Origin of the sequence: Leclercia sp. LSNIH3 (assembly GCF_002935105.1) — a bacterium.
Taxonomy (GTDB): Bacteria; Pseudomonadota; Gammaproteobacteria; order Enterobacterales; family Enterobacteriaceae; genus Enterobacter; species Enterobacter adecarboxylatus.
The window spans coordinates 280,856-298,698 of sequence record NZ_CP026391.1 but is presented as its reverse complement, the minus strand read 5'-3'; the positions used below and the strand labels follow the sequence as shown (position 1 = coordinate 298,698).

The window sequence follows — 17,843 nt, the reverse complement described above, 5'->3', positions numbered from 1 at the left end:
ATGACTTAAAGAGAGGTGCCCATGAGCGGTAAGCGTTATCCTGAAGAGTTTAAAATTGAAGCAGTCAAACAGGTTGTTGATCGCGGTTATTCTGTTGCCAGCGTTGCAACGCGTCTCGATATCACCACCCACAGCCTTTACGCCTGGATAAAGAACTACGGTCCGGATTCTTCCACTAATAAAGAACAGTCAGATGCTCAGGCCGAGATCCGCCGTCTTCAGAAAGAGCTGAAGCGGGTTACCGACGAACGGGACATATTAAAAAAAGCCGCGGCGTACTTCGCAAAGCTGTCCGACTGAGGTACGCCTTTATTCGTGACAACACCTATTGCTGGCCTGTTCGCCTGCTCTGTCGGGTGCTGGATGAACATCCCAGTGGTTTTTACGCCTGGCTTCAGCAGCCGCATTCACAACGCCATCAGGCAGACCTGAGACTGACAGGACAGATTAAACAGTTCTGGCTGGAATCGGGATGCGTCTATGGTTATCGCAAAATCCATCTGGATCTGCGGGACAGCGGGCAACAGTGCGGAGTGAACAGAGTCTGGCGACTGATGAAACGTGTCGGGATAAAGGCTCAGGTCGGATACCGGAGCCCGAGGGCATGTAAAGGCGAGGCCAGTATCGTGTCGCCCAACAAGCTCCAGCGACAGTTCAATCCGGATGCTCCGGATGAGCGTTGGGTAATCACAGCGTGGTTTCCTCAAACCCTCGCTGTGAATTAACTGAAATACTTCATTGAAGCTGTAACCAAACAGTTAACTGAAAGAATGAGCCCGCAGAGCATTGCACAGCGATGACACCATTTGTTGAGCTTCACCGTTTTCGCATACAACCGTCCGGAATTTGGAAAAGCACTGTCTTTTTGTACTGACCGATCATGATTAAGTGACACCTCTTCGAAAAAGAGAGCGCGATGAGCGATTAATATATGGCTCGAAAGACAATTATGTTGGGCTTTTATGACCGCTGTCAGAGGTATTATCTTACCCGGACGGCAACAGGGTCGGAATGTCATCAGCGGCACTGTAACAAGCTATCCGCCATCTTAAATATCTGCAGGTCCTTGCACCGAGTATGCACACCAACCGACAGAGTGATTTGACCCAAACTGGTGGATATTTTGCAAAACTATTAGCCTCTTATGACCGGTCTGCAGCCTGATATTGAGGAATTAGTGCGCTTTCATGGAATGCCTGCCGGGATCGCAAGTACGAACCCCCGGTACTGTTACACTGAATGTGCTCAGTCCTGTATCAGATTGTATTTTTCAGCAACTCAAGAACAACCCTTATTTTATCATTGTCACGTTTGTAGTACGTCCAGGGACCGATGCGCTGAGAAGTAACAAGTTGTGCCCGTTGAAGAGCTGAGAGGTAAAGAGAAACGGTAGACTGTGAGAGCCCGACCTTTTCCTGAATGATACTGACACACACACCGAACTCGTCCGCATCAGCATAAGGCTGATGGAAGTGTATTTTCGGTTCCTTGAGCATATGCAGAATTTTTCTTCTAACAGGGTTTCCCAGCGCCTTAATCACGTCATTCAAATCAATATCAGGCATAAACTCTGTCACTTGTCGCATTGAGGAATTGCAATGTTACGATACTTCTCTACGTTAAGCATCAGCTTTTGAAAAGCTGATGCTCATAAGAATGGTTAGCCAAAGGCGGGATAATCTGTGTAGCCTTTTGCCGTTCCACCATACATGGTTGTTGGATCGACCGGATTCAGTGGCCATTCATGATAAAGGCGCTGCGGTAAATCCGGATTAGCTATGAACGGGCGGCCAAATCCGATAATGTCTCCCCAGCCAGCACCGATAATCCGTTCGGCTTTTTCTTGCGTATATCGCCCGGCATACATAATTACACCGCTGAATAACTTACGGACTTCAGCTCTGAATGCTTCAGGCAATTCGGGAGCATCATCCCAGTCGGCTTCAGCAAGAGAAATATAGGCTATTCCGATTTCTTCAAGAATTTTAACGGCTTCGGTATAGGTTTCATGGGGATCATCTTCCACCAGGCCAAGATAGACCCTTACTTCATCCGTGGTCTGAAAGAGCGGAGCAAAACGGACTCCCACACGGTCTTTACCGACCACATCAGCGACAGCCTGCGTCACTTCGCGCAGAAACCGCAGCCGGTTATGTAATGAGCCACCATATTCATCCTCTCTTTTGTTGCTATGGGATGACATGAACTGGTTAACCAGGTATCCATTTGCACAGTGAATTTCCACACCGTCAAAACCGGCATCAAGGGCGTTCTGAGCTGCCCCGGCGTACATCCTGACAATCTCACTAATTTCCTCTTTTTCCAGTGCGCGGGGGCAGGAAGCGGTAGCCAGCGCACCCTCTCCCGGCCCGGTTTCGATGAATACCTTAACGTTTTCCCCTGCCGGTATCGCCGACGGAGCGACAGGCGAGGCGTTACATGGCTGCAGGGAGTTATGGGATACTCTTCCGACATGCCAGAGCTGGGCAAAAATGATGCCTTCTTTTTCATGCACTGCCCGCGTCACTTTCTTCCAGCCTTCCACTTGCCGTGAGCTGTAGATCCCCGGGGTCCACGCATAACCCTGCCCACGAGGTTCGATTTGTGTTCCTTCGGTCACCATAAACCCGGCACTGCTGCGCTGTGCGTAATATTCAGCCATCAGTTCGTTCGGAATATCACCCGGTTGTGAGCTCCGTGAGCGGGTTAAAGGCGGAAGTACAACACGATTCTTCAGGGTGTAGGGACCTAGTCTGGTGGGAGAGAACAGGTTTTTCGTCTTCATTACATATCCTGATATAGCGAATTTTCAATATCACTGAAACGCCATGTCTCAGCATTTACGACCTGGCATGTCGTCGTTCGGCCGATGTAGCCGCAGAACCACGACACTTTATTCCACATATTGAGATTTACCAATATCTAGATTTATAAAAATTATGATCGGATGAGCGGAACGGGGGGGTTGCCTGATGGCTCACAGAATCGGCATCATGAACCTAAATGGTTCTGATAATGTTATCGGAGATCCTGAACGGGAACGGTATGCGTCACGATTTTAATGACTATGTTGCATTCATGGCAGTAGCACAGGAGTGCAGTTTTTCACGGGCTGCTGTCCGCCTCGGGATCTCGGCATCCACGCTTTCACACACGATACGTCGTCTCGAGGAGCGCGTTGGCATGCCGTTACTTATGCGTACAACCAGGCGGGTGGCTGTCACCGAAGCCGGTAAACAATTATTACTGACGCTTGAACCCGGTCTTGCGCGCATTGAAGCGGGCGTGACAGCTCTTCAGAGACTGCGCCATACACCGGCTGGGCTGGTCAGACTTACGGTATCAGATCACATGATTCATGAATGTCTCTGGCCACGATTATCACCGTTACTAAAAAAATATTCGGATATCAAGGTGGAAATGTCGCAGCAGAACGGTTTTGTCGACATTGTTGAGGGCAATTTTGATGCCGGAGTCCGAATTGGTGATGACATATTAAAGGATATGGTGGCCGTCCGAATCGCACCGGACATACGGTTTGTCGTCATTGGATCGTCCACCTATCTTGCAGAAAGAGGTCTGCCGCTACATCCCTCTCAGCTGGAAAAACATGACTGCATCAATATACGTCTGTCACCCACAGGCCCGCTGTATGGCTGGGAATTTGTCAGGCAGGGGGAGATTGTGAAAAAAGTGGACGGGCAGCTTACTTTTTCAAGCATTTATCCAATGCTTCAGGCAGTAAAAGATGGCTACGGCCTGGCCTACCTGCCGGAGTCTTCTGCCCTGGCGGGGATTGAGGCGGGACACTATTGTCGGGTGCTTGAGGACTGGTCAGAGGCTTTTCCCGCCGACATGATAATTCCAATAATGTCCATTACAGGCTCCGGTAAAGATAATACCGACACCTTACATGAGAAAGGCAAAAGCAATATAACCTGCTGTGCTCCGGATTTTAAGAATGAGCGGTTTACGTAGCAGGATGAGCAGTTCGAACCAGAAATTTCGTTACTATTGCTAAAGTAAAACCTGATGACCTCTAATCGTAACGGAGACCAATATGACTTCACAACTGAACTGGCAGGCCCCGGCTATCAATCGCAAAAAAGTAGGTGACATGACTGTGACCATGCTGAGTGATGGCTATCTGGACGTATCTTTTGAGCTGCTGTCTGGTATTGACGGCTCACGTGCCGAGGATTTACTGCAGAAGCGCGGTGTGCCAGCAGTACCCCGTATTAATATCAACGTCTACGTTATCCAGACGCCTGAGCGAACCATCCTGATTGACAGTGGTGCCGGAGGTATCAATGGCTGGGGCGGTCGGCTTCAGGTAGCCCTGGCCGCGGCAGGCATTGACCCGCTTCAGATTGATACCCTTCTCCTGACTCACGCGCATCCTGACCATATCGGCGGGCTTGCAGGCCCCCTGCAGACTCCCGTTTTCCGCAATGTTCAGCAGTTGTTTGTGCATGAGAAAGAACTCGCTTTCTGGCGTGATGAAACCATTTCCGCTGGCGCGCCTGACGCATTCAAGCCGTTCTTTGAAGTAGCAAGGAACGCCTTCAGCGCTTATGACGACAAACTGGTGCCATTCCGCGAGGAAGCGATTTTACCAGGTATTCAGACTGTACCGCTGTTCGGCCATACACCAGGACATACCGGTTATCTGCTGGGTGATGAAAAAGAGTCGCTGCTCATCTGGGGTGATATTGTTCACTTCCCGCACATTCAGGTTGCTCAGCCTGACGTTACTATCGCGTTCGACAGCGATCCTGCGGCGGCGGCGGCCATCCGTAGCAAAGTGCTTGACCGCGCAGCGAGCGATAACCTGGCTGTCAGTGGTATGCACTTCAACCTGCCTACTACCGGTAAGGTTATCCGTGAAGGTAACAGCTTCGCACTGAATTACGACCTGTGGTCACCCGCAGTCTGATCACCTTCCTTCCCGGTGCACACAATAGTGACCGGGAAGATCCCCTTTCATATCGCCCGACAAGAACCCACCTGCAATACTATGAATATCACTGCCTCACAAAAAAATGGCTCATTACTCTTGCGCCCTGGCTTTTTGTATTCCTCTGGAGTCAGGGTTTGTCGCAGCCAAATTTACCGTGCAGTACAGCGCGCCGTTTCATCTTTTATTCCTGCGTGGCGCATTTTCCTGTCTGGTCCTTCTGCTGCTTACACTGGGGTTCAGGGCCCGTTTTCCGTCCGGCAGAGGAATGGTTCGCAACCTGATTGTCGGACTTTTCCTGCAGAGCTTCTTTCTGGGCGGATGCTTTTATGCCATCCATCGTGGCATGCCGTCAGGCATTGTGGCGCTCATCACCGGCCTGCAGCCGGTACTGACTGCAATACTGGTTTCACTCATGCACCGTCAGTCCCTGCATCCCCGGAAATGGCTGGGTATTGCGATTGGCTTTGCGGGCGTTTTCCTGGTGCTCTCGCCAGGCCAGCATAGTTTTGCACTGGATCCTGTGGCTTTTGGGTCGGTCATGCTGGGGTTATTTGGCGTAACGATCGGAGCGCTTTATCAGCGCCGTGCTCAGGGAGATGGACATATCTTTGCGAACACGTTTTTACAGTACGTCACTTTGACAATATCGATGGGTGCAATTAGCCTGATGTTCGAATCTGCTCCGACGCAGTGGAGCTTATCATTTGCGCTGGGTCTGGGCTGGCTGGTTATTGGCGTATCGGTTCTGGCGATTATGTTGCTGATTTTTATGATACGAAGCGGTGAAGCAACCAAAGTCGCTACTTACTTTTACCTGGTTCCCATTCTCACGGCAGCTGAAGCGTGGTTGCTGTTTGGAGAGGCCATTACATTGCCCATGCTTGTGGGTATGGCAATAACTATAATCGGCCTGATTTTTGTCATCCGGGAATAGACAACCGCACGCGTCGCTGTATGCTTTTGTATATGGCGACGTATAATAGCGGTCAAAGTCAAATTCCGGATGAATATGCAAACAGTCAGCTTTTCCGATTCTCCCGTTGATGATCTCCTCGCTGAGCTTCTTACCCTGGCACGCTCCCGTTTTCCACTTCCCTGCGATTGCCTTCGCGCAGAACAGACGCATCAGGTAAAGAAGTTCGAGGTGGAAGGTGCGACCCTTTCCTTCCCGCTGGAAGGAGAATTCCGGTATCGTGAAAATGAGAAATGGCACCGGGTGATCCCGGGCGAGATTATGGTCGTCCCGAATGCCCGTAGCATCGATATAGAATATGCCCCTTCAGAACAAAGTGGTGAGTTTGTTGCCCTGAGCGTGGTGCTCGCGGAGGAACAGCTTGAAGCAGCCAGGCTGTTACTTGCCGCACCACCACCACAGGACACCGGCAGCATCGCAGCCATTTCCGTATCAGCTCTTCTTTCACCCCTTAACCGCTGGACAGCCGCAATGCGGGAAGGGAAGCGTCCGCTTTCCCTGCACGCCATGGTTGAAGTGGTGCTCTGGCTTTATGGCATGGGATACCATGCTTTGCTGCGAGCCCGGCAGCCAAGTCTGGCCATGAAAATCCGTCAGATGGTAGCGGACAAACCGGCTCATCCCTGGAGTGCTGCTGAAATTGAAGATCTGACGGGACTCAGTGGCCCCACGCTTCGGCGCCACCTGGCCAGTGAGTCAACCAGCTTACGCTCAGTTATCGCCGATGCACGTATCGCGGAGGCTCTCCGCCTGCTGATGACATCGACGCTGCCGGTAAAAACGGTCGCGGGGCGGGTGGGTTACAATTCACTATCGAGCTTCAGCAAGCAGTTTTCTGAACGCTATGGAATCGAACCTTCAGGGTTCCGCTGACTTCAGTTCGTTCAAGGTACACATTGCGTCCCTCGCACTTCAGTAACTTGCGTGGATCTTTCGAATATAACGGAAGATATTGGCCGGCATTGCGTGTAACCGGTTCAGGAGTTCTCATCGTGACGGGAGAGCTAAATCGGTACGGCTGTTGTTCTCAGCTATAAGAACAACTGAGTATCTGACCAGCTGTCTGGTGCTGGCAGCAGCATGCAGTGCAATCGGTCAGGCTCAAAGGAACTGACCTGATGTCAGGTTATAATTTCGGACACATCATAACCCCAGAAGGAGACAACTGTGGTTCATGTTTTCATTATCGGTGGTGCAGGCAAAATCGGCCAGCGTCTGTGCAGGATCCTTTCAGGTAGGGGGCATGCTGTTCGTGCCCTCTACCGTAAGCCAGAGCAGCAGGCATTGCTAGGCGAGCTGGGTGCTGAGCCCGTCAGTGGGAGCCTGACAGAGCTGGATGCAGCTGCGCTGGCGATGCACTTTGCAGGTAGTGATACAGTGGTGTTTACTGCCGGTGCCGGCGGTAAGGGGGGACAGGAGATGACCAATGCGGTCGACGGCGAAGGGCTGAAAAAGTCGGTAGCTGCCGCCCTCAGTGCCGGTGTGTCTCGCTTTCTGCTCGTTTCTGCATTCCCGGAGTCCGCACGGGGAGAAACCACTTCTGAATCATTCGAAAATTATATGCGTGTTAAAAAAATGGCCGATGTGGAACTAGCACAAAGCGAGCTTGACTGGGTGATCCTGCGCCCCGGCGCGCTGCAGGATAAGACTGGTACGGGTTATGTACGTGCCGGCCTGGCCATCCCGTATGGTAACGTGCCCCGTGATGACGTGGCGGCTACGCTGGCTGAACTCATTGAGCAACCTGCCGTCAGCCGCGTCATCATTGAGCTGACGTCTGGCGATGCTCCTGTCCGTGAAGCCATACAGAAGCTGGCGGGCCGATAAAAGGCAGCGCACGTACCAGCAGGCTGCAGGCCCCCAGGCGTTTACAATAAACTTTCCAGCCAGTCGGTAAACGCCCGTACTTTTCGGGAGAGATGGCGGTGCGGATACAGAAGTTACAGTTTGCGATTCGGGGACGTATTATCTGGCAGAACCTCTACCAACAGCCCGCGATCGAGATAAGGCTGCAAAAAAATATTCATGCCCTGTAGTATTCCCAGCCCCGCCAGGCCTGCTGCAATGTAGGCTTCTGAGTTATCCACGACAAGCCTGCCTGGAAGTTCAATTTCGGTGGAGCCCTCTGACGTCCCGAATGTCCAGGGCATAACTTGTCTGTTGCTGCTGTTAATCCAGTTGACGGCCTGATGCTGCTGCAACTCGTCCATTGTTTCCGGGGTGCCGTGTTGATCAAGATACGCAGGACTGGCGCAGGTCGTCATTTTAACGGTTCCCACCTCCTTTGCGATATAGTCGCCATCGTCCAGCTCCCCCACCCTCAGTATGCAGTCCAGGCCATCATGCAGCATATTCCGTCGGCGGTCTGAGCTGCTCAGGATAATTTCAATTCCGGGATGCTGGCGATAAAAATCAGGCAGGTTGGGTATAACAAGTAAAGCCGCAAACGCGACAGGCATATCTATGAGCGAATAGCGGGCGTCAAAATGATAGCGACAGGAAAGTTCTGCCATATTAAACATAACAACCCTTGGGCGCACCGCCGCAGGCGCCCTCAGCACGTTTCTGCGGCCTCCCGCCTGTTTCCGGCACCTTTCAAACGCCCCTGATGATTTCTGCGCGTCTGCATGGCTATGCAGTGAGATCTGCTCTCCACCGATTAGTGCATGCAGATTTTGGAAACGTCCAATTCTGGCACGAAGCGGTCACCCCGGCGGGGTGCAGTCCGCTGTCAGCGAAAACGGACATTGAGCCAATCAAATAATCTGTGCCAGAATTTGTCATTGAGGCTAGTACTTTCGAGTAGATCTATTTCCCGCCCGTACTCTTAAACTCATCTATCTCATCCTTCTACGACTTATTACCGGGAATATAAAACCCCGCCGAAGCGGGTTTGGTAATTTGAGTTTTTCTCAGGCGGCCATCTTTCTGCATTGTTCGGCGCAGTGATGACAAGCGCTTGAGCAATCCTGACAATGGTCATGTTCATGCTTTCCACACTCGTCACCGCACTTCTGACAAACATCAGCGCAAAGACGGCAAAGATCCTGGGCAGACCCGCTATTTAGTGTCATGAATTGAGCTGCAAGACGGCAGATATTTGCACACTGCATATCCAGTTTTATGCACTCGCGCATCATCTCCAGATTCTCTTCGTCGAGACACGAAGCCGCACAGTTATCACATGCCGTTGCACATAGATAACAGGCTTCGATGCATTTTTTGTATTCGTCTAACATAATTTCTCCTTAGCTAAGGTTACGTATTAAGCATGGAAGAGATAACTGATTATTCAAATTTTGAATTAGTTAATTACCTTTTCAGCATTTCATATCATTGATTCAAAGTGCATCTCTAGGGTTACCTAATTCACCTATGTCTACTTCTGGCACAATGCAGAAATGAGATAGATTTACTTTATCCGCTTCTCGCTCAAAGCTGTCCGTAATCCCTTGCCTGCTTAAAAAAACCGGATTAACGTGTGATGTTTTTACGTTTTCCAGGCAGCCTTCATCGGTAAGTACCTGTCTTACAGACTTCAATGCACTTAGTTAAGAAACATCCTAATCGTCCTTTCGCCGATCGCGAGATCTGTTATGGCAGCTAAACTCGATTGATACCCCAATCCGCGGGGCAGCATTTCCTTTCCGCACGCAAGAAGGAGAAGATCATGAAAGCAGTAATTTACAACGGTCCTTATGATGTAAAAGTAAAAGACGTACCGGATGCGAAAATTGTCCGCCCCACGGATGTACTCGTCCGCATCACCACCACCAACATTTGTGGGTCGGACTTGCACATGTATGAGGGCCGGACCAGCTTTGAACAGGGACGGATTCTGGGTCACGAAAACCTGGGTGAAGTGGTCGAAATTGGCTCAGGCGTTGAACGTATTAAGGTGGGCGACTATGTTTGTCTGCCGTTTAACGTGGGATGTGGTTTTTGCGAAAACTGTGAAAAAGGTCTGACCGGCTTTTGTCTCACTACCAATCCGGGTACGGCAGGCGCAGCTTATGGTTTTGCTGAAATGGGTCCCTGGGAGGGAGGTCAGGCGGAACTTCTTCGGGTGCCATTTGCCGACTTTAACTGCCTTGTTCTTCCCCCTGATGCGGCAGAAAAAGAAGATGATTATGTGATGCTCTCTGACATTTTTCCTACCGGCTGGCATGCAACAGAACTTGCCGGATTGAAGCCTGGTGAAAGCGTGGCCATTTATGGCGCGGGGCCGGTCGGTTTGATGGCAGCTCATTCGGCGATCATTAAAGGTGCTTCACAGGTGTTTGTGGTTGATACGCACACAGACCGGTTGGCTCTGGCTGAAAAAATGGGGGCGACGGGCATCAATGCTACTGGCGATGAAGCTGTACAAAAAATTCTCGACCTGACGGATGGACGCGGTACGGATTGTGGCTGCGAATGTGTTGGCTATCAGTGCTGTAACAAACATGGCCATGAAGATAACTCTGTTACCATGAACAGTCTTGTTGCGTCGACGAAAGCAACCGGGGGAATTGGTGTGGTTGGCGTCTTTATTCCTCAGGATCCGGGGGCTGAATCGGAGCTTGCCAGAGAGGGTAAGATGCCATTTGATTTTGGGAGTTTCTGGTTTAAAGGACAGGCAATCCGTACCGGCCAGGCGAACGTTAAGGCCTATAACCGTCAGCTGTCTCGCCTCATCCATCACGATAAAGCCAGTCCGGGCAAAATAATTTCTCATCGTCTTTCGCTTGAAGAGGCTCCTGCCGGATATAAGCACTTCGATGAGCGGGATGAAGGATGGACGAAGGTTATCCTTAAGCCTTAAATAGAGTTATCCGGTATGAGAAAGCAAAAACCGGGAAAGAATGTATGACTTTTGACAGGGTGCAATAAAATATCCTGTCAGGGCGTTATTATTCATACTTTCAGCTGCCAGGCGCTTCCATATCCAGACTTGTTCCCTGATTTTGCCGACGAGATAGCAAAATTAATACATTCAGGAGGAGGCATCTGCGGTTGATCTGTTCCGTATTTATTAACGCCCTGTGCTGTAAGTATTGTCTGCCTCTACCACATAGCAGACATGTGCGCAGGAACGGTCCGCTATGAGCGAAAAGCGGACTTCCGGTCCTTGCGCAAACTCCCGTTCCGAGAAGTTGCAGTTCACAAATCACCTGTTAAAGAAGGTATGGTAGCCCACAGCATTAATTTTGCTTCCATCTTCAGTCAGACTGGCCGGTACCGGCTTCCGATAAGTTTCGTCGGCTGAGGCCCGCTAAAGTAGAGAGGTCAAAAAATAACCTTGACGTACAATAATTTTCGATATCCAAACTGACCCCTAATTAGGTGGACACCTGATGACTGACTTAAAATTTCTATCACGCCAGCGTTACACATCCGCAGTCGCATCTTGCGGGGTTCAGCGGGGTGTTGCAGGCGGACGTGCACGTGCGGACGCCCTCTGACACCACGACCGAAGCGCTGTGCCGTATCGGCGAGCTGTATGGCATCGAGGCGGGCATCCGGGGCAAAAGCGCGGCGGAACGGCTGGCCATTCGGCAGGAAAAAGCGGTACCGCTGCTGACCGCGCTGGAGGGCTGGCTGCGTGAAAAGCAGAAAACGCTGTCACGGCACTCGGAGCTGTCGAAGGCGTTCGCGTACGCGCTGAACCAGTGGGATGCGCTGAAATTATACCTGCGGGAGATTACTGATACAGAACACGCCGGGAATGTGCCGCCATTGACGCAATGACGACACAGCCCTTTTTAACCGTTCCGTGAGAGTTCCCTGGCAATATACTGTGCGGTACGGCTTTCTTTGACCTGCGATACCTGTTCGGGAGTTCCTGCGGCAACCAGGCGTCCTCCCTCATGTCCCGCTCCAGGACCGATGTCGATAACCTGGTCTGCCTGAGTAACCGCCCGCATATCGTGTTCAATCATTATCACCGTATTTTCTGCATCAACAAGCCGCTGCAGCTGCACAAGGAGGCGGTCGGCGTCTGAAGCATGCAGGCCGGTTGTCGGTTCATCTAGGATATACAACGTGTGGCCACGTTGGCTACGTTGTAGTTCGGTTGCCAGCTTGATCCTTTGCGCCTCCCCTCCGGATAACTCGGTTGCTGGTTGTCCCAGACGCAGGTAGCCCAGACCAATTTCACTCAGCAGACGGAGGGGACGAGCCACTGGTTCTTCAGTCGCAAAGAACTGACTGGCTTCATCCACCGTCATATGCAGGACCTCCGCGATATTTTTGTCCTGCCAGCAGATCCTGAGAGTATCCCGGTTATACCGCGCGCCATGGCAGGTCGGGCACGGTGCATACACGCTCGGCATAAACAACAGCTCCACGCTGACGAATCCTTCACCTTCACAGGTTGCACAGCGGCCTTTTGCCACATTGAAAGAGAATTGACCCGCATCGTAATGATGGAGTTTGGCGTCAGTCGTTCCGGCAAAGAGCTTACGAACAGGATCAAACAACCCGGTATATGTCGCCAGGTTTGAACGGGGGGTCCTGCCTATCGGTTTCTGGTCAACCTGAACCAGACGCTTTACCAGTCCGGTATCACCGGTCAGGGTACCGTACGTTTTCTCCGTTACGGATGGCCCCTCAGCGTCGCTGGCTTCGGAAAGCACGTCTTCTGGCTCACCGCCAAGTGAAGAAAGCACCAGTTCCGGTAAGGCCTGGGCAATCAGACTGGATTTACCGGAGCCAGAGACTCCCGTCACGGCTGTCAGCACACCCAGAGGAATATCAACATCGATCCACTTAAGATTGTGGCGATGGATCCCCTGCAGTTTCAGCCACCCGGATGGGATACGGGCAAAAGATTGTGGTGGCCGGACTTCATCAAATAAATAACGCGCGGTACGAGATTGGGTGACGGCTTTCAGATCTTCAGGAATACCACTGTAGAGAACATGTCCTCCCTGTTCACCAGCCGACGGTCCCACATCAACAAGCCATTGCGCCCGTCGCATCAGGTTAAGATCATGTTCAACGACAAACACCGAGTTGCCGGCATCACGAAGGTTCTCAAGCGCATCGTAAAGCGCTTTACTGTCTGAGGGGTGCAGACCCGCAGACGGTTCATCAAGAACATAGACCACACCAAACAGCATCGAACTGAGTTGCGTGGCAAGACGCAGTCGCTGAAGCTCTCCTGCAGATAGAGTTGGGGTTGCTCTGTCCAGCGTAAGATAACCCAGCCCCAGCTTCTGCAACTGATACAACCGGGCCATGACACCACCGGTCAGCCGTTGTGCCGCCAGTCGTTTCTCTTCCGATAACGCCGATGTCCGGCAGACATCGGCGTTATCGGAATGGACCGCTTTTCCGGATGCAGCACGCTCTGTCAGATCCCGACGGGTGATATCCCTGTCGGCATCTGCGCCGGCGTGGTGGGCACTGAAATCCCCCCGGGAGATTGGAAGGAGCAATTCCGCCAGCTGGTCTAAGGGCATCTGCATAAATTCACCAATGTCCACACCGGCAAAGGTGACGGACAATGATTCTGACTTCAGTCTTTTCCCGTGACAGACCGGACACAGCTTGCCTTCCATAAAACGGGAGACTCGTTTTCTCATCAACGCGCTTTGCGTGCTGGCGAAGGTATGTAGCACATAACGACGTGCCCCGGTGAAGGTCCCCATATAACCCGGCGTCATTTTTTTCCTGACGGCTTCGCGCGTATCTTCCGGACTCAGTCCCGGGAAAACCGGTACAGTGGGGGTGTCTTCGGTAAAAAGGATCCACTGACGGTCTTCCGCTGGCAGATTTTTCCAGGGAGTGTCGATGTCATACCCCAGCGTCACCAGAATATCCCGCAGATTCTGTCCGTGCCAGGCCGGGGGCCAGGAAGCAATAGCCTTTTCACGGATACTAAGTGAGGGATCGGGCACCATCAGTGTTTCAGTTACCTCATAGATATGGCCCAGACCATGGCAAGAAGGGCATGCCCCCTGCGGCGTGTTGGGAGAAAAATCCTCGGCATACAGCATCGGTTGTCCGGCAGGATAAGCGCCCGCCCGTGAGTACATCATTCGCACCAGACTGGATAAGGTGGTCACGCTGCCGACAGAGGAGCGCGCGTTACTGGCACCGCGTTGTTGCTGAAGCGCAACGGCTGGCGGCAGTCCGTCAATGGCATCCACATCCGGAACCCCGACCTGATCAATGAGGCGACGAGCGTAGGGGGCAACCGATTCAAAGTAGCGCCGTTGCGCCTCAGCATAAATGGTGCCAAAGGCCAGTGAAGACTTACCCGAGCCTGACACACCCGAAAAAACAACCAATGCGTTGCGCGGAATGGAAACATCCACCTCTTTAAGGTTGTTCTCGCGAGCACCGCGAATCACAACTGAATTGTTGTCGTCAGTCAGGATGGGATGATAACCGAAAAGTTTCTTTGCCATAGAATTTCCTGTGCTAGGTGTGTCCGCTCTTAATAAGGCCACCTCTTGTGACGGTATCTGGTGTGCCGGACCGCTCGATCAGAAAGCCCGTCGAAAAAAGCGTTTGTGTGACTGGAAACAGATTGCTGAAGCTGGGCCCGGTGGTACCATGTGGGACACCGCTGAAGTTTCAGCGGTACCCTGCGGATCCGCCTTCTGTATGAGAACTGGCTGGCGGCGTACCCGGGACCGGAGATTTGGCTCCCGTGATAATGCGGGCTCCCCGGTACGCGACGCTGTGGTTCCAGACCCAGCTGATGGCGACACTCAGGCGGTTTCGGGTACCAATTAAAAAATACAGATGAATAATGCACGTGATTTCATATGTCATTTCCTTTCATTACAGTTTTAGACCCCATCAGACATCTGCCTGGCAGAGTTAACGGAGATAGGAGCGGACTATCGAAATGGTGTCGTCGATTGACCTCTTCTGCGACTCATTTCGTTTGCCCGTATCGGGGAATTCCTCCCGAAGATAGCTTTCCAGAACAACCGCCATCAGGTCGTTAACGGCTCCCTGGACTGACCCCGCCCCGGTAGACGATCCTGCCCTATAGTTTGAGTATAGGAGGAGCGTATGGGCACACCACGATTTACACCTGAATTTAAGGAAGAAGCCGTCCGTCAGATAACGGAACGCGGTTATTCCGTCGCCTAAGTATCTGAGCGTCTGGGCGTCTCTGCACACCGCCTCTACAAGTGGCTACGGGCTATCAAACCTGATAACAGCGAGCAGCATGCCCGGGATTTACTGGAAGCTAAAAGCGAGATCCTGAAACTCCGGGCGCAGCTAAAACGCACCGAAGAAGAACGGGATATCCTGAAAAAGGCCGCGCGGTACTTTGCAAAGGAGCCCGACTGAAGTACCGCTTTATCAATGAGCACCGAACTGTATGGGGTGTGATGACGATGTGTCGGGTACTGAATGTCGCCCGGGCCGGGTTCTATGCGTGGCTGCATAACCCTGTCTCGGCGCGTGATAAAGATAACCAGCGCCTGCTGATGCTTATCCGCGACTCATATTCCCTGAGCGGAGGCGTATACGGTTACCGGCGGGTTCATGGCGATCTGAACGAAATCGGGGAAACCTGTGGTAGAAACCGGGTGGGTCGGATCATGCAACTGGACCGGATTAAAGCTGTGCGCGGCTATAAAGCGCCACGTCGTATCGCTGGCAGGCCTTCAGTCGTTGCTCCTAATCTCGTGCAGCGGCAGTTCACCGTTGTCCGGGCCACCCAGGTCTGGGTCACCGATATTACTTATAGTGTGCCCGGAGTTCAGGGCGGGCATGGATGCTTAAATGAACCGCGAGTCTGTCTGGAATATTGAACCGGTAACTCACGATGAGAAACCCAACAATCCCACCGGGTGTGACGGTGGAGAACCTGAGCGGCAGTGACCTGCGGCATGCCCGCAGGGTGATGTAACCCGCTGACAACGGGGATTGAGGCGAGATCACTAAGCCGAGATGATCCTCAAGGTTAAGTACTGAAAGGCTGAAGAACATGAACCCGTTAATCCGCCTCTGTGGGTTGAAAACGTCACCACGGCCTACGTGATCTGACAGGCCGTGCAGGAGGAACTGGCAGTGATACGTAAGCACTGCCGGTCGAAGGTGTTTTGACATGTATGCGAAACACCGGGGCAGCAGCGTCTATCACGCTTGCGTTGCTGACTTCTGCCAACTTGCGGCAAGCAAGGATAAAGAGTGCGACGGGCAGCCTCCTCAGTATGCCTGAGTCCAGGCAGGTAAACCGGGGAAGGTCAGCGACGGATGTTAAGGGGGCATGGCTCCGATGACGCGCTGGCTGGCGGAGCTTCCGTAGTAGTCCGCGATGGGGAAAGCCCATTACATGGCGAAGGGAAGCAGTTTGAATGTGTTTGCGACGTGAATTAACTGACCTAACGAGGTGAAGACCTTTGATAATCAGCGAAATGCAACGCAAGCTTGCCACATGGGCAGCCACCGATCCGTCCCTACGGATTCAACGGCTGCTGCGTCTGATAACACAACCAGAATGGCTGGCTGAAGCGGCGCGGATCACGCTTTCATCAAAGGGGGCCCATACCCCCGGCGTTGATGGCGTGAACAAAACAATGCTACAGGCCAGACTGGCTGTTGAGCTGCAAATCCTCAGGGATGAATTACTCTCAGGCCACTACCAGCCCTTGCCCGCCAGACGGGTTTACATCCCTAAAAGCAACGGCAAACTGCGACCACTGGGTATCCCCGCGTTGCGGGATCGTATTGTTCAGCGGGCCATGCTGATGGCGATGGAGCCGATATGGGAGAGTGATTTTCATACGCTCTCATATGGCTTCCGGCCTGAGCGCAGTGTCCACCACGCGATCCGCACGGTGAAATTACAGCTCACAGACTGTGGTGAAACCCGGGGACGCTGGGTGATTGAAGGCGACCTGTCCAGTTACTTCGACACCGTACATCATCGACTGCTGATGAAGGCTGTACGCCGCAGGATCAGTGACGCACGTTTCATGACTCTGCTGTGGAAAACCATCAAGGCGGGACATATCGATGTCGGTCTCTTTCGGGCGGCCAGTGAAGGTGTACCACAGGGCGGTGTTATATCGCCGCTATTATCGAACATCATGCTGAATGAGTTCGATCAATACCTGCATGAGCGCTACCTGAGCGGGAAAGCCAGAAAAGATCGGTGGTACTGGAATAACAGTATCCAACGGGGCCGAAGTACGGCGGTCAGAGAAAACTGGCAGTGGAAACCCGCGGTGGCGTACTGCCGCTATGCCGATGATTTTGTCCTCATCGTCAAAGGCACCAAAGCACAGGCGGAAGCCATCAGGGAGGAGTGTCGGGGTGTGCTCGAAGGCAGTCTGAAACTCAGGCTGAACATGGATAAGACTAAAATCACCCATGTTAATGACGGCTTTATCTTTCTGGGGCACAGGATCATTCGCAAACGCAGTCGTTATGGCGAGATGCGAGTGGTCTCAACGATCCCGCAGGAGAAAGCCAGAAACTTCGCCGCATCGCTGACAGCACTGTTATCAGGCAACTACAGTGAAAGCAAAGTCGATATGGCTGAACAACTCAACCGAAAACTGAAAGGCTGGGCCATGTTCTATCAGTTCGTTGATTTTAAGGCCAAAGTCTTCAGTTATATCGACCGTGTCGTGTTCTGGAAGCTGGCTCACTGGCTGGCCCGCAAATACCGTACAGGTATCGCTTCCCTGATGAGGTGGTGGTGTAAATCACCGAAACCGGGTCAGAGCAAAACGTGGGTTTTATTTGGTAAAACCAATCACGGCAAGCTCAGCGGCGAAATACTGTACCGGTTGGTGGGGCAAGGCAAGAAGCTGTTCCGCTGGCGGCTACCCGAAGGTAATCCCTATCTGAGGACGGAGACCAGAAACACGTATACATCGCGCTTTACAGAAGTGGCAATGGCGTTCGCCAGCATTTAAATGGAGAGCCGGATGCGCTGAAAGGTGCACG

General features: G+C 52.3%; 11 protein-coding genes and 6 pseudogenes. 10 read left to right on the top strand and 7 right to left on the bottom strand.

Going from position 1 to position 17,843, the window contains the following annotated elements; translation table 11 throughout:
* Positions 1-21: 21 nt before the first annotated feature.
* Positions 22-710, top strand: a pseudogene (locus C3F35_RS26410) (IS3 family transposase); the annotation flags it as partial.
* 546 nt (positions 711-1,256) lie between these two features.
* On the opposite strand, the gene C3F35_RS26405 reads toward C3F35_RS26410, so the two are convergent.
* Positions 1,257-1,565, bottom strand: a complete 309-nt coding sequence (locus tag C3F35_RS26405; RefSeq protein ID WP_032415288.1) for an ArsR/SmtB family transcription factor — start codon at positions 1,563-1,565, stop codon at positions 1,257-1,259.
* Positions 1,566-1,660: 95 nt separating this feature from the next.
* Positions 1,661-2,785, bottom strand: a complete 1,125-nt coding sequence (locus C3F35_RS26400; RefSeq protein ID WP_023279877.1) for an alkene reductase — start codon at positions 2,783-2,785, stop codon at positions 1,661-1,663.
* 260 nt (positions 2,786-3,045) lie between these two features.
* Here C3F35_RS26400 and C3F35_RS26395 point away from each other — a divergent pair, with 260 nt between their 5' ends.
* From C3F35_RS26395 to C3F35_RS26375, 5 genes are all read left to right on the top strand, one after another.
* On the top strand, positions 3,046-3,978 hold the full coding sequence (locus tag C3F35_RS26395) for a LysR family transcriptional regulator (protein WP_158002126.1): 933 nt from the start codon (positions 3,046-3,048) through the stop codon (positions 3,976-3,978).
* A gap of 82 nt (positions 3,979-4,060) precedes the next feature.
* On the top strand, positions 4,061-4,936 hold the full coding sequence (locus tag C3F35_RS26390) for an MBL fold metallo-hydrolase (RefSeq protein WP_017384065.1): 876 nt from the start codon (positions 4,061-4,063) through the stop codon (positions 4,934-4,936).
* A 178-nt stretch (positions 4,937-5,114) separates the two neighbouring features.
* Complete coding sequence (locus C3F35_RS26385; protein WP_048702732.1) at positions 5,115-5,894, top strand: DMT family transporter; 780 nt, start codon at positions 5,115-5,117, stop codon at positions 5,892-5,894.
* 75 nt (positions 5,895-5,969) lie between these two features.
* Entirely contained in the window at positions 5,970-6,806 is an 837-nt protein-coding gene (locus C3F35_RS26380; RefSeq protein ID WP_023279881.1) for a helix-turn-helix transcriptional regulator, read from the top strand.
* Between the two features lie 294 nt (positions 6,807-7,100).
* The gene (locus C3F35_RS26375; RefSeq protein ID WP_007897903.1) at positions 7,101-7,760 is read left to right on the top strand and encodes an SDR family oxidoreductase; all 660 of its coding nucleotides are present in this window, start codon (positions 7,101-7,103) and stop codon (positions 7,758-7,760) included.
* Between the two features lie 41 nt (positions 7,761-7,801).
* On the opposite strand, the pseudogene C3F35_RS26370 reads toward C3F35_RS26375, so the two are convergent.
* Together C3F35_RS26370 and C3F35_RS26360 are read right to left on the bottom strand one after the other, a co-directional pair.
* Positions 7,802-8,398, bottom strand: a pseudogene (locus C3F35_RS26370) (LysR substrate-binding domain-containing protein); the annotation flags it as partial.
* Positions 8,399-8,845: 447 nt separating this feature from the next.
* Positions 8,846-9,172 (bottom strand): four-helix bundle copper-binding protein, encoded by a 327-nt coding sequence (locus tag C3F35_RS26360; protein WP_022649401.1) that lies wholly within the window; start codon positions 9,170-9,172, stop codon positions 8,846-8,848.
* A gap of 431 nt (positions 9,173-9,603) precedes the next feature.
* Here C3F35_RS26360 and C3F35_RS26355 point away from each other — a divergent pair, with 431 nt between their 5' ends.
* Entirely contained in the window at positions 9,604-10,737 is a 1,134-nt protein-coding gene (locus tag C3F35_RS26355) for a glutathione-independent formaldehyde dehydrogenase (protein WP_022651297.1), read from the top strand.
* Positions 10,738-11,306: 569 nt separating this feature from the next.
* A pseudogene (locus tag C3F35_RS26350) lies at positions 11,307-11,606 on the top strand (IS66 family transposase); the annotation flags it as partial.
* Between the two features lie 71 nt (positions 11,607-11,677).
* On the opposite strand, the gene C3F35_RS26345 reads toward C3F35_RS26350, so the two are convergent.
* The 3 genes and pseudogenes from C3F35_RS26345 to C3F35_RS27300 all read right to left on the bottom strand — a co-directional run.
* On the bottom strand, positions 11,678-14,329 hold the full coding sequence (locus C3F35_RS26345; RefSeq protein WP_012561117.1) for an excinuclease ABC subunit UvrA: 2,652 nt from the start codon (positions 14,327-14,329) through the stop codon (positions 11,678-11,680).
* Between the two features lie 169 nt (positions 14,330-14,498).
* Positions 14,499-14,678, bottom strand: a pseudogene (locus tag C3F35_RS27410) (hypothetical protein); the annotation flags it as partial.
* 69 nt (positions 14,679-14,747) lie between these two features.
* A pseudogene (locus C3F35_RS27300) lies at positions 14,748-14,894 on the bottom strand (regulator); the annotation flags it as partial.
* 51 nt (positions 14,895-14,945) lie between these two features.
* Here C3F35_RS27300 and C3F35_RS26330 point away from each other — a divergent pair.
* Together C3F35_RS26330 and ltrA are read left to right on the top strand one after the other, a co-directional pair.
* Positions 14,946-15,631, top strand: a pseudogene (locus C3F35_RS26330) (IS3 family transposase); the annotation flags it as partial.
* 672 nt (positions 15,632-16,303) lie between these two features.
* Positions 16,304-17,812: a group II intron reverse transcriptase/maturase gene (gene ltrA / locus C3F35_RS26320; protein WP_001189111.1), complete on the top strand. Its 1,509-nt coding sequence runs from the start codon at positions 16,304-16,306 to the stop codon at positions 17,810-17,812.
* Positions 17,813-17,843: the final 31 nt, after the last annotated feature.

What these genes read in the sequence shown, in the direction of transcription:
- C3F35_RS26360 (WP_022649401.1), bottom strand. Translation starts at nt 9,172, where the DNA reads ATGTTAGACGAATACAAAAAATGCATCGAAGCCTGTTATCTATGTGCA.
- C3F35_RS26395 (WP_158002126.1), top strand. Translation starts at nt 3,046, where the DNA reads ATGCGTCACGATTTTAATGACTATGTTGCATTCATGGCAGTAGCACAG.
- C3F35_RS26400 (WP_023279877.1), bottom strand. Translation starts at nt 2,785, where the DNA reads ATGAAGACGAAAAACCTGTTCTCTCCCACCAGACTAGGTCCCTACACC.
- C3F35_RS26345 (WP_012561117.1), bottom strand. Translation starts at nt 14,329, where the DNA reads ATGGCAAAGAAACTTTTCGGTTATCATCCCATCCTGACTGACGACAAC.
- C3F35_RS26390 (WP_017384065.1), top strand. Translation starts at nt 4,061, where the DNA reads ATGACTTCACAACTGAACTGGCAGGCCCCGGCTATCAATCGCAAAAAA.
- C3F35_RS26380 (WP_023279881.1), top strand. Translation starts at nt 5,970, where the DNA reads ATGCAAACAGTCAGCTTTTCCGATTCTCCCGTTGATGATCTCCTCGCT.
- C3F35_RS26355 (WP_022651297.1), top strand. Translation starts at nt 9,604, where the DNA reads ATGAAAGCAGTAATTTACAACGGTCCTTATGATGTAAAAGTAAAAGAC.
- ltrA (WP_001189111.1), top strand. Translation starts at nt 16,304, where the DNA reads ATGCAACGCAAGCTTGCCACATGGGCAGCCACCGATCCGTCCCTACGG.
- C3F35_RS26405 (WP_032415288.1), bottom strand. Translation starts at nt 1,565, where the DNA reads ATGCCTGATATTGATTTGAATGACGTGATTAAGGCGCTGGGAAACCCT.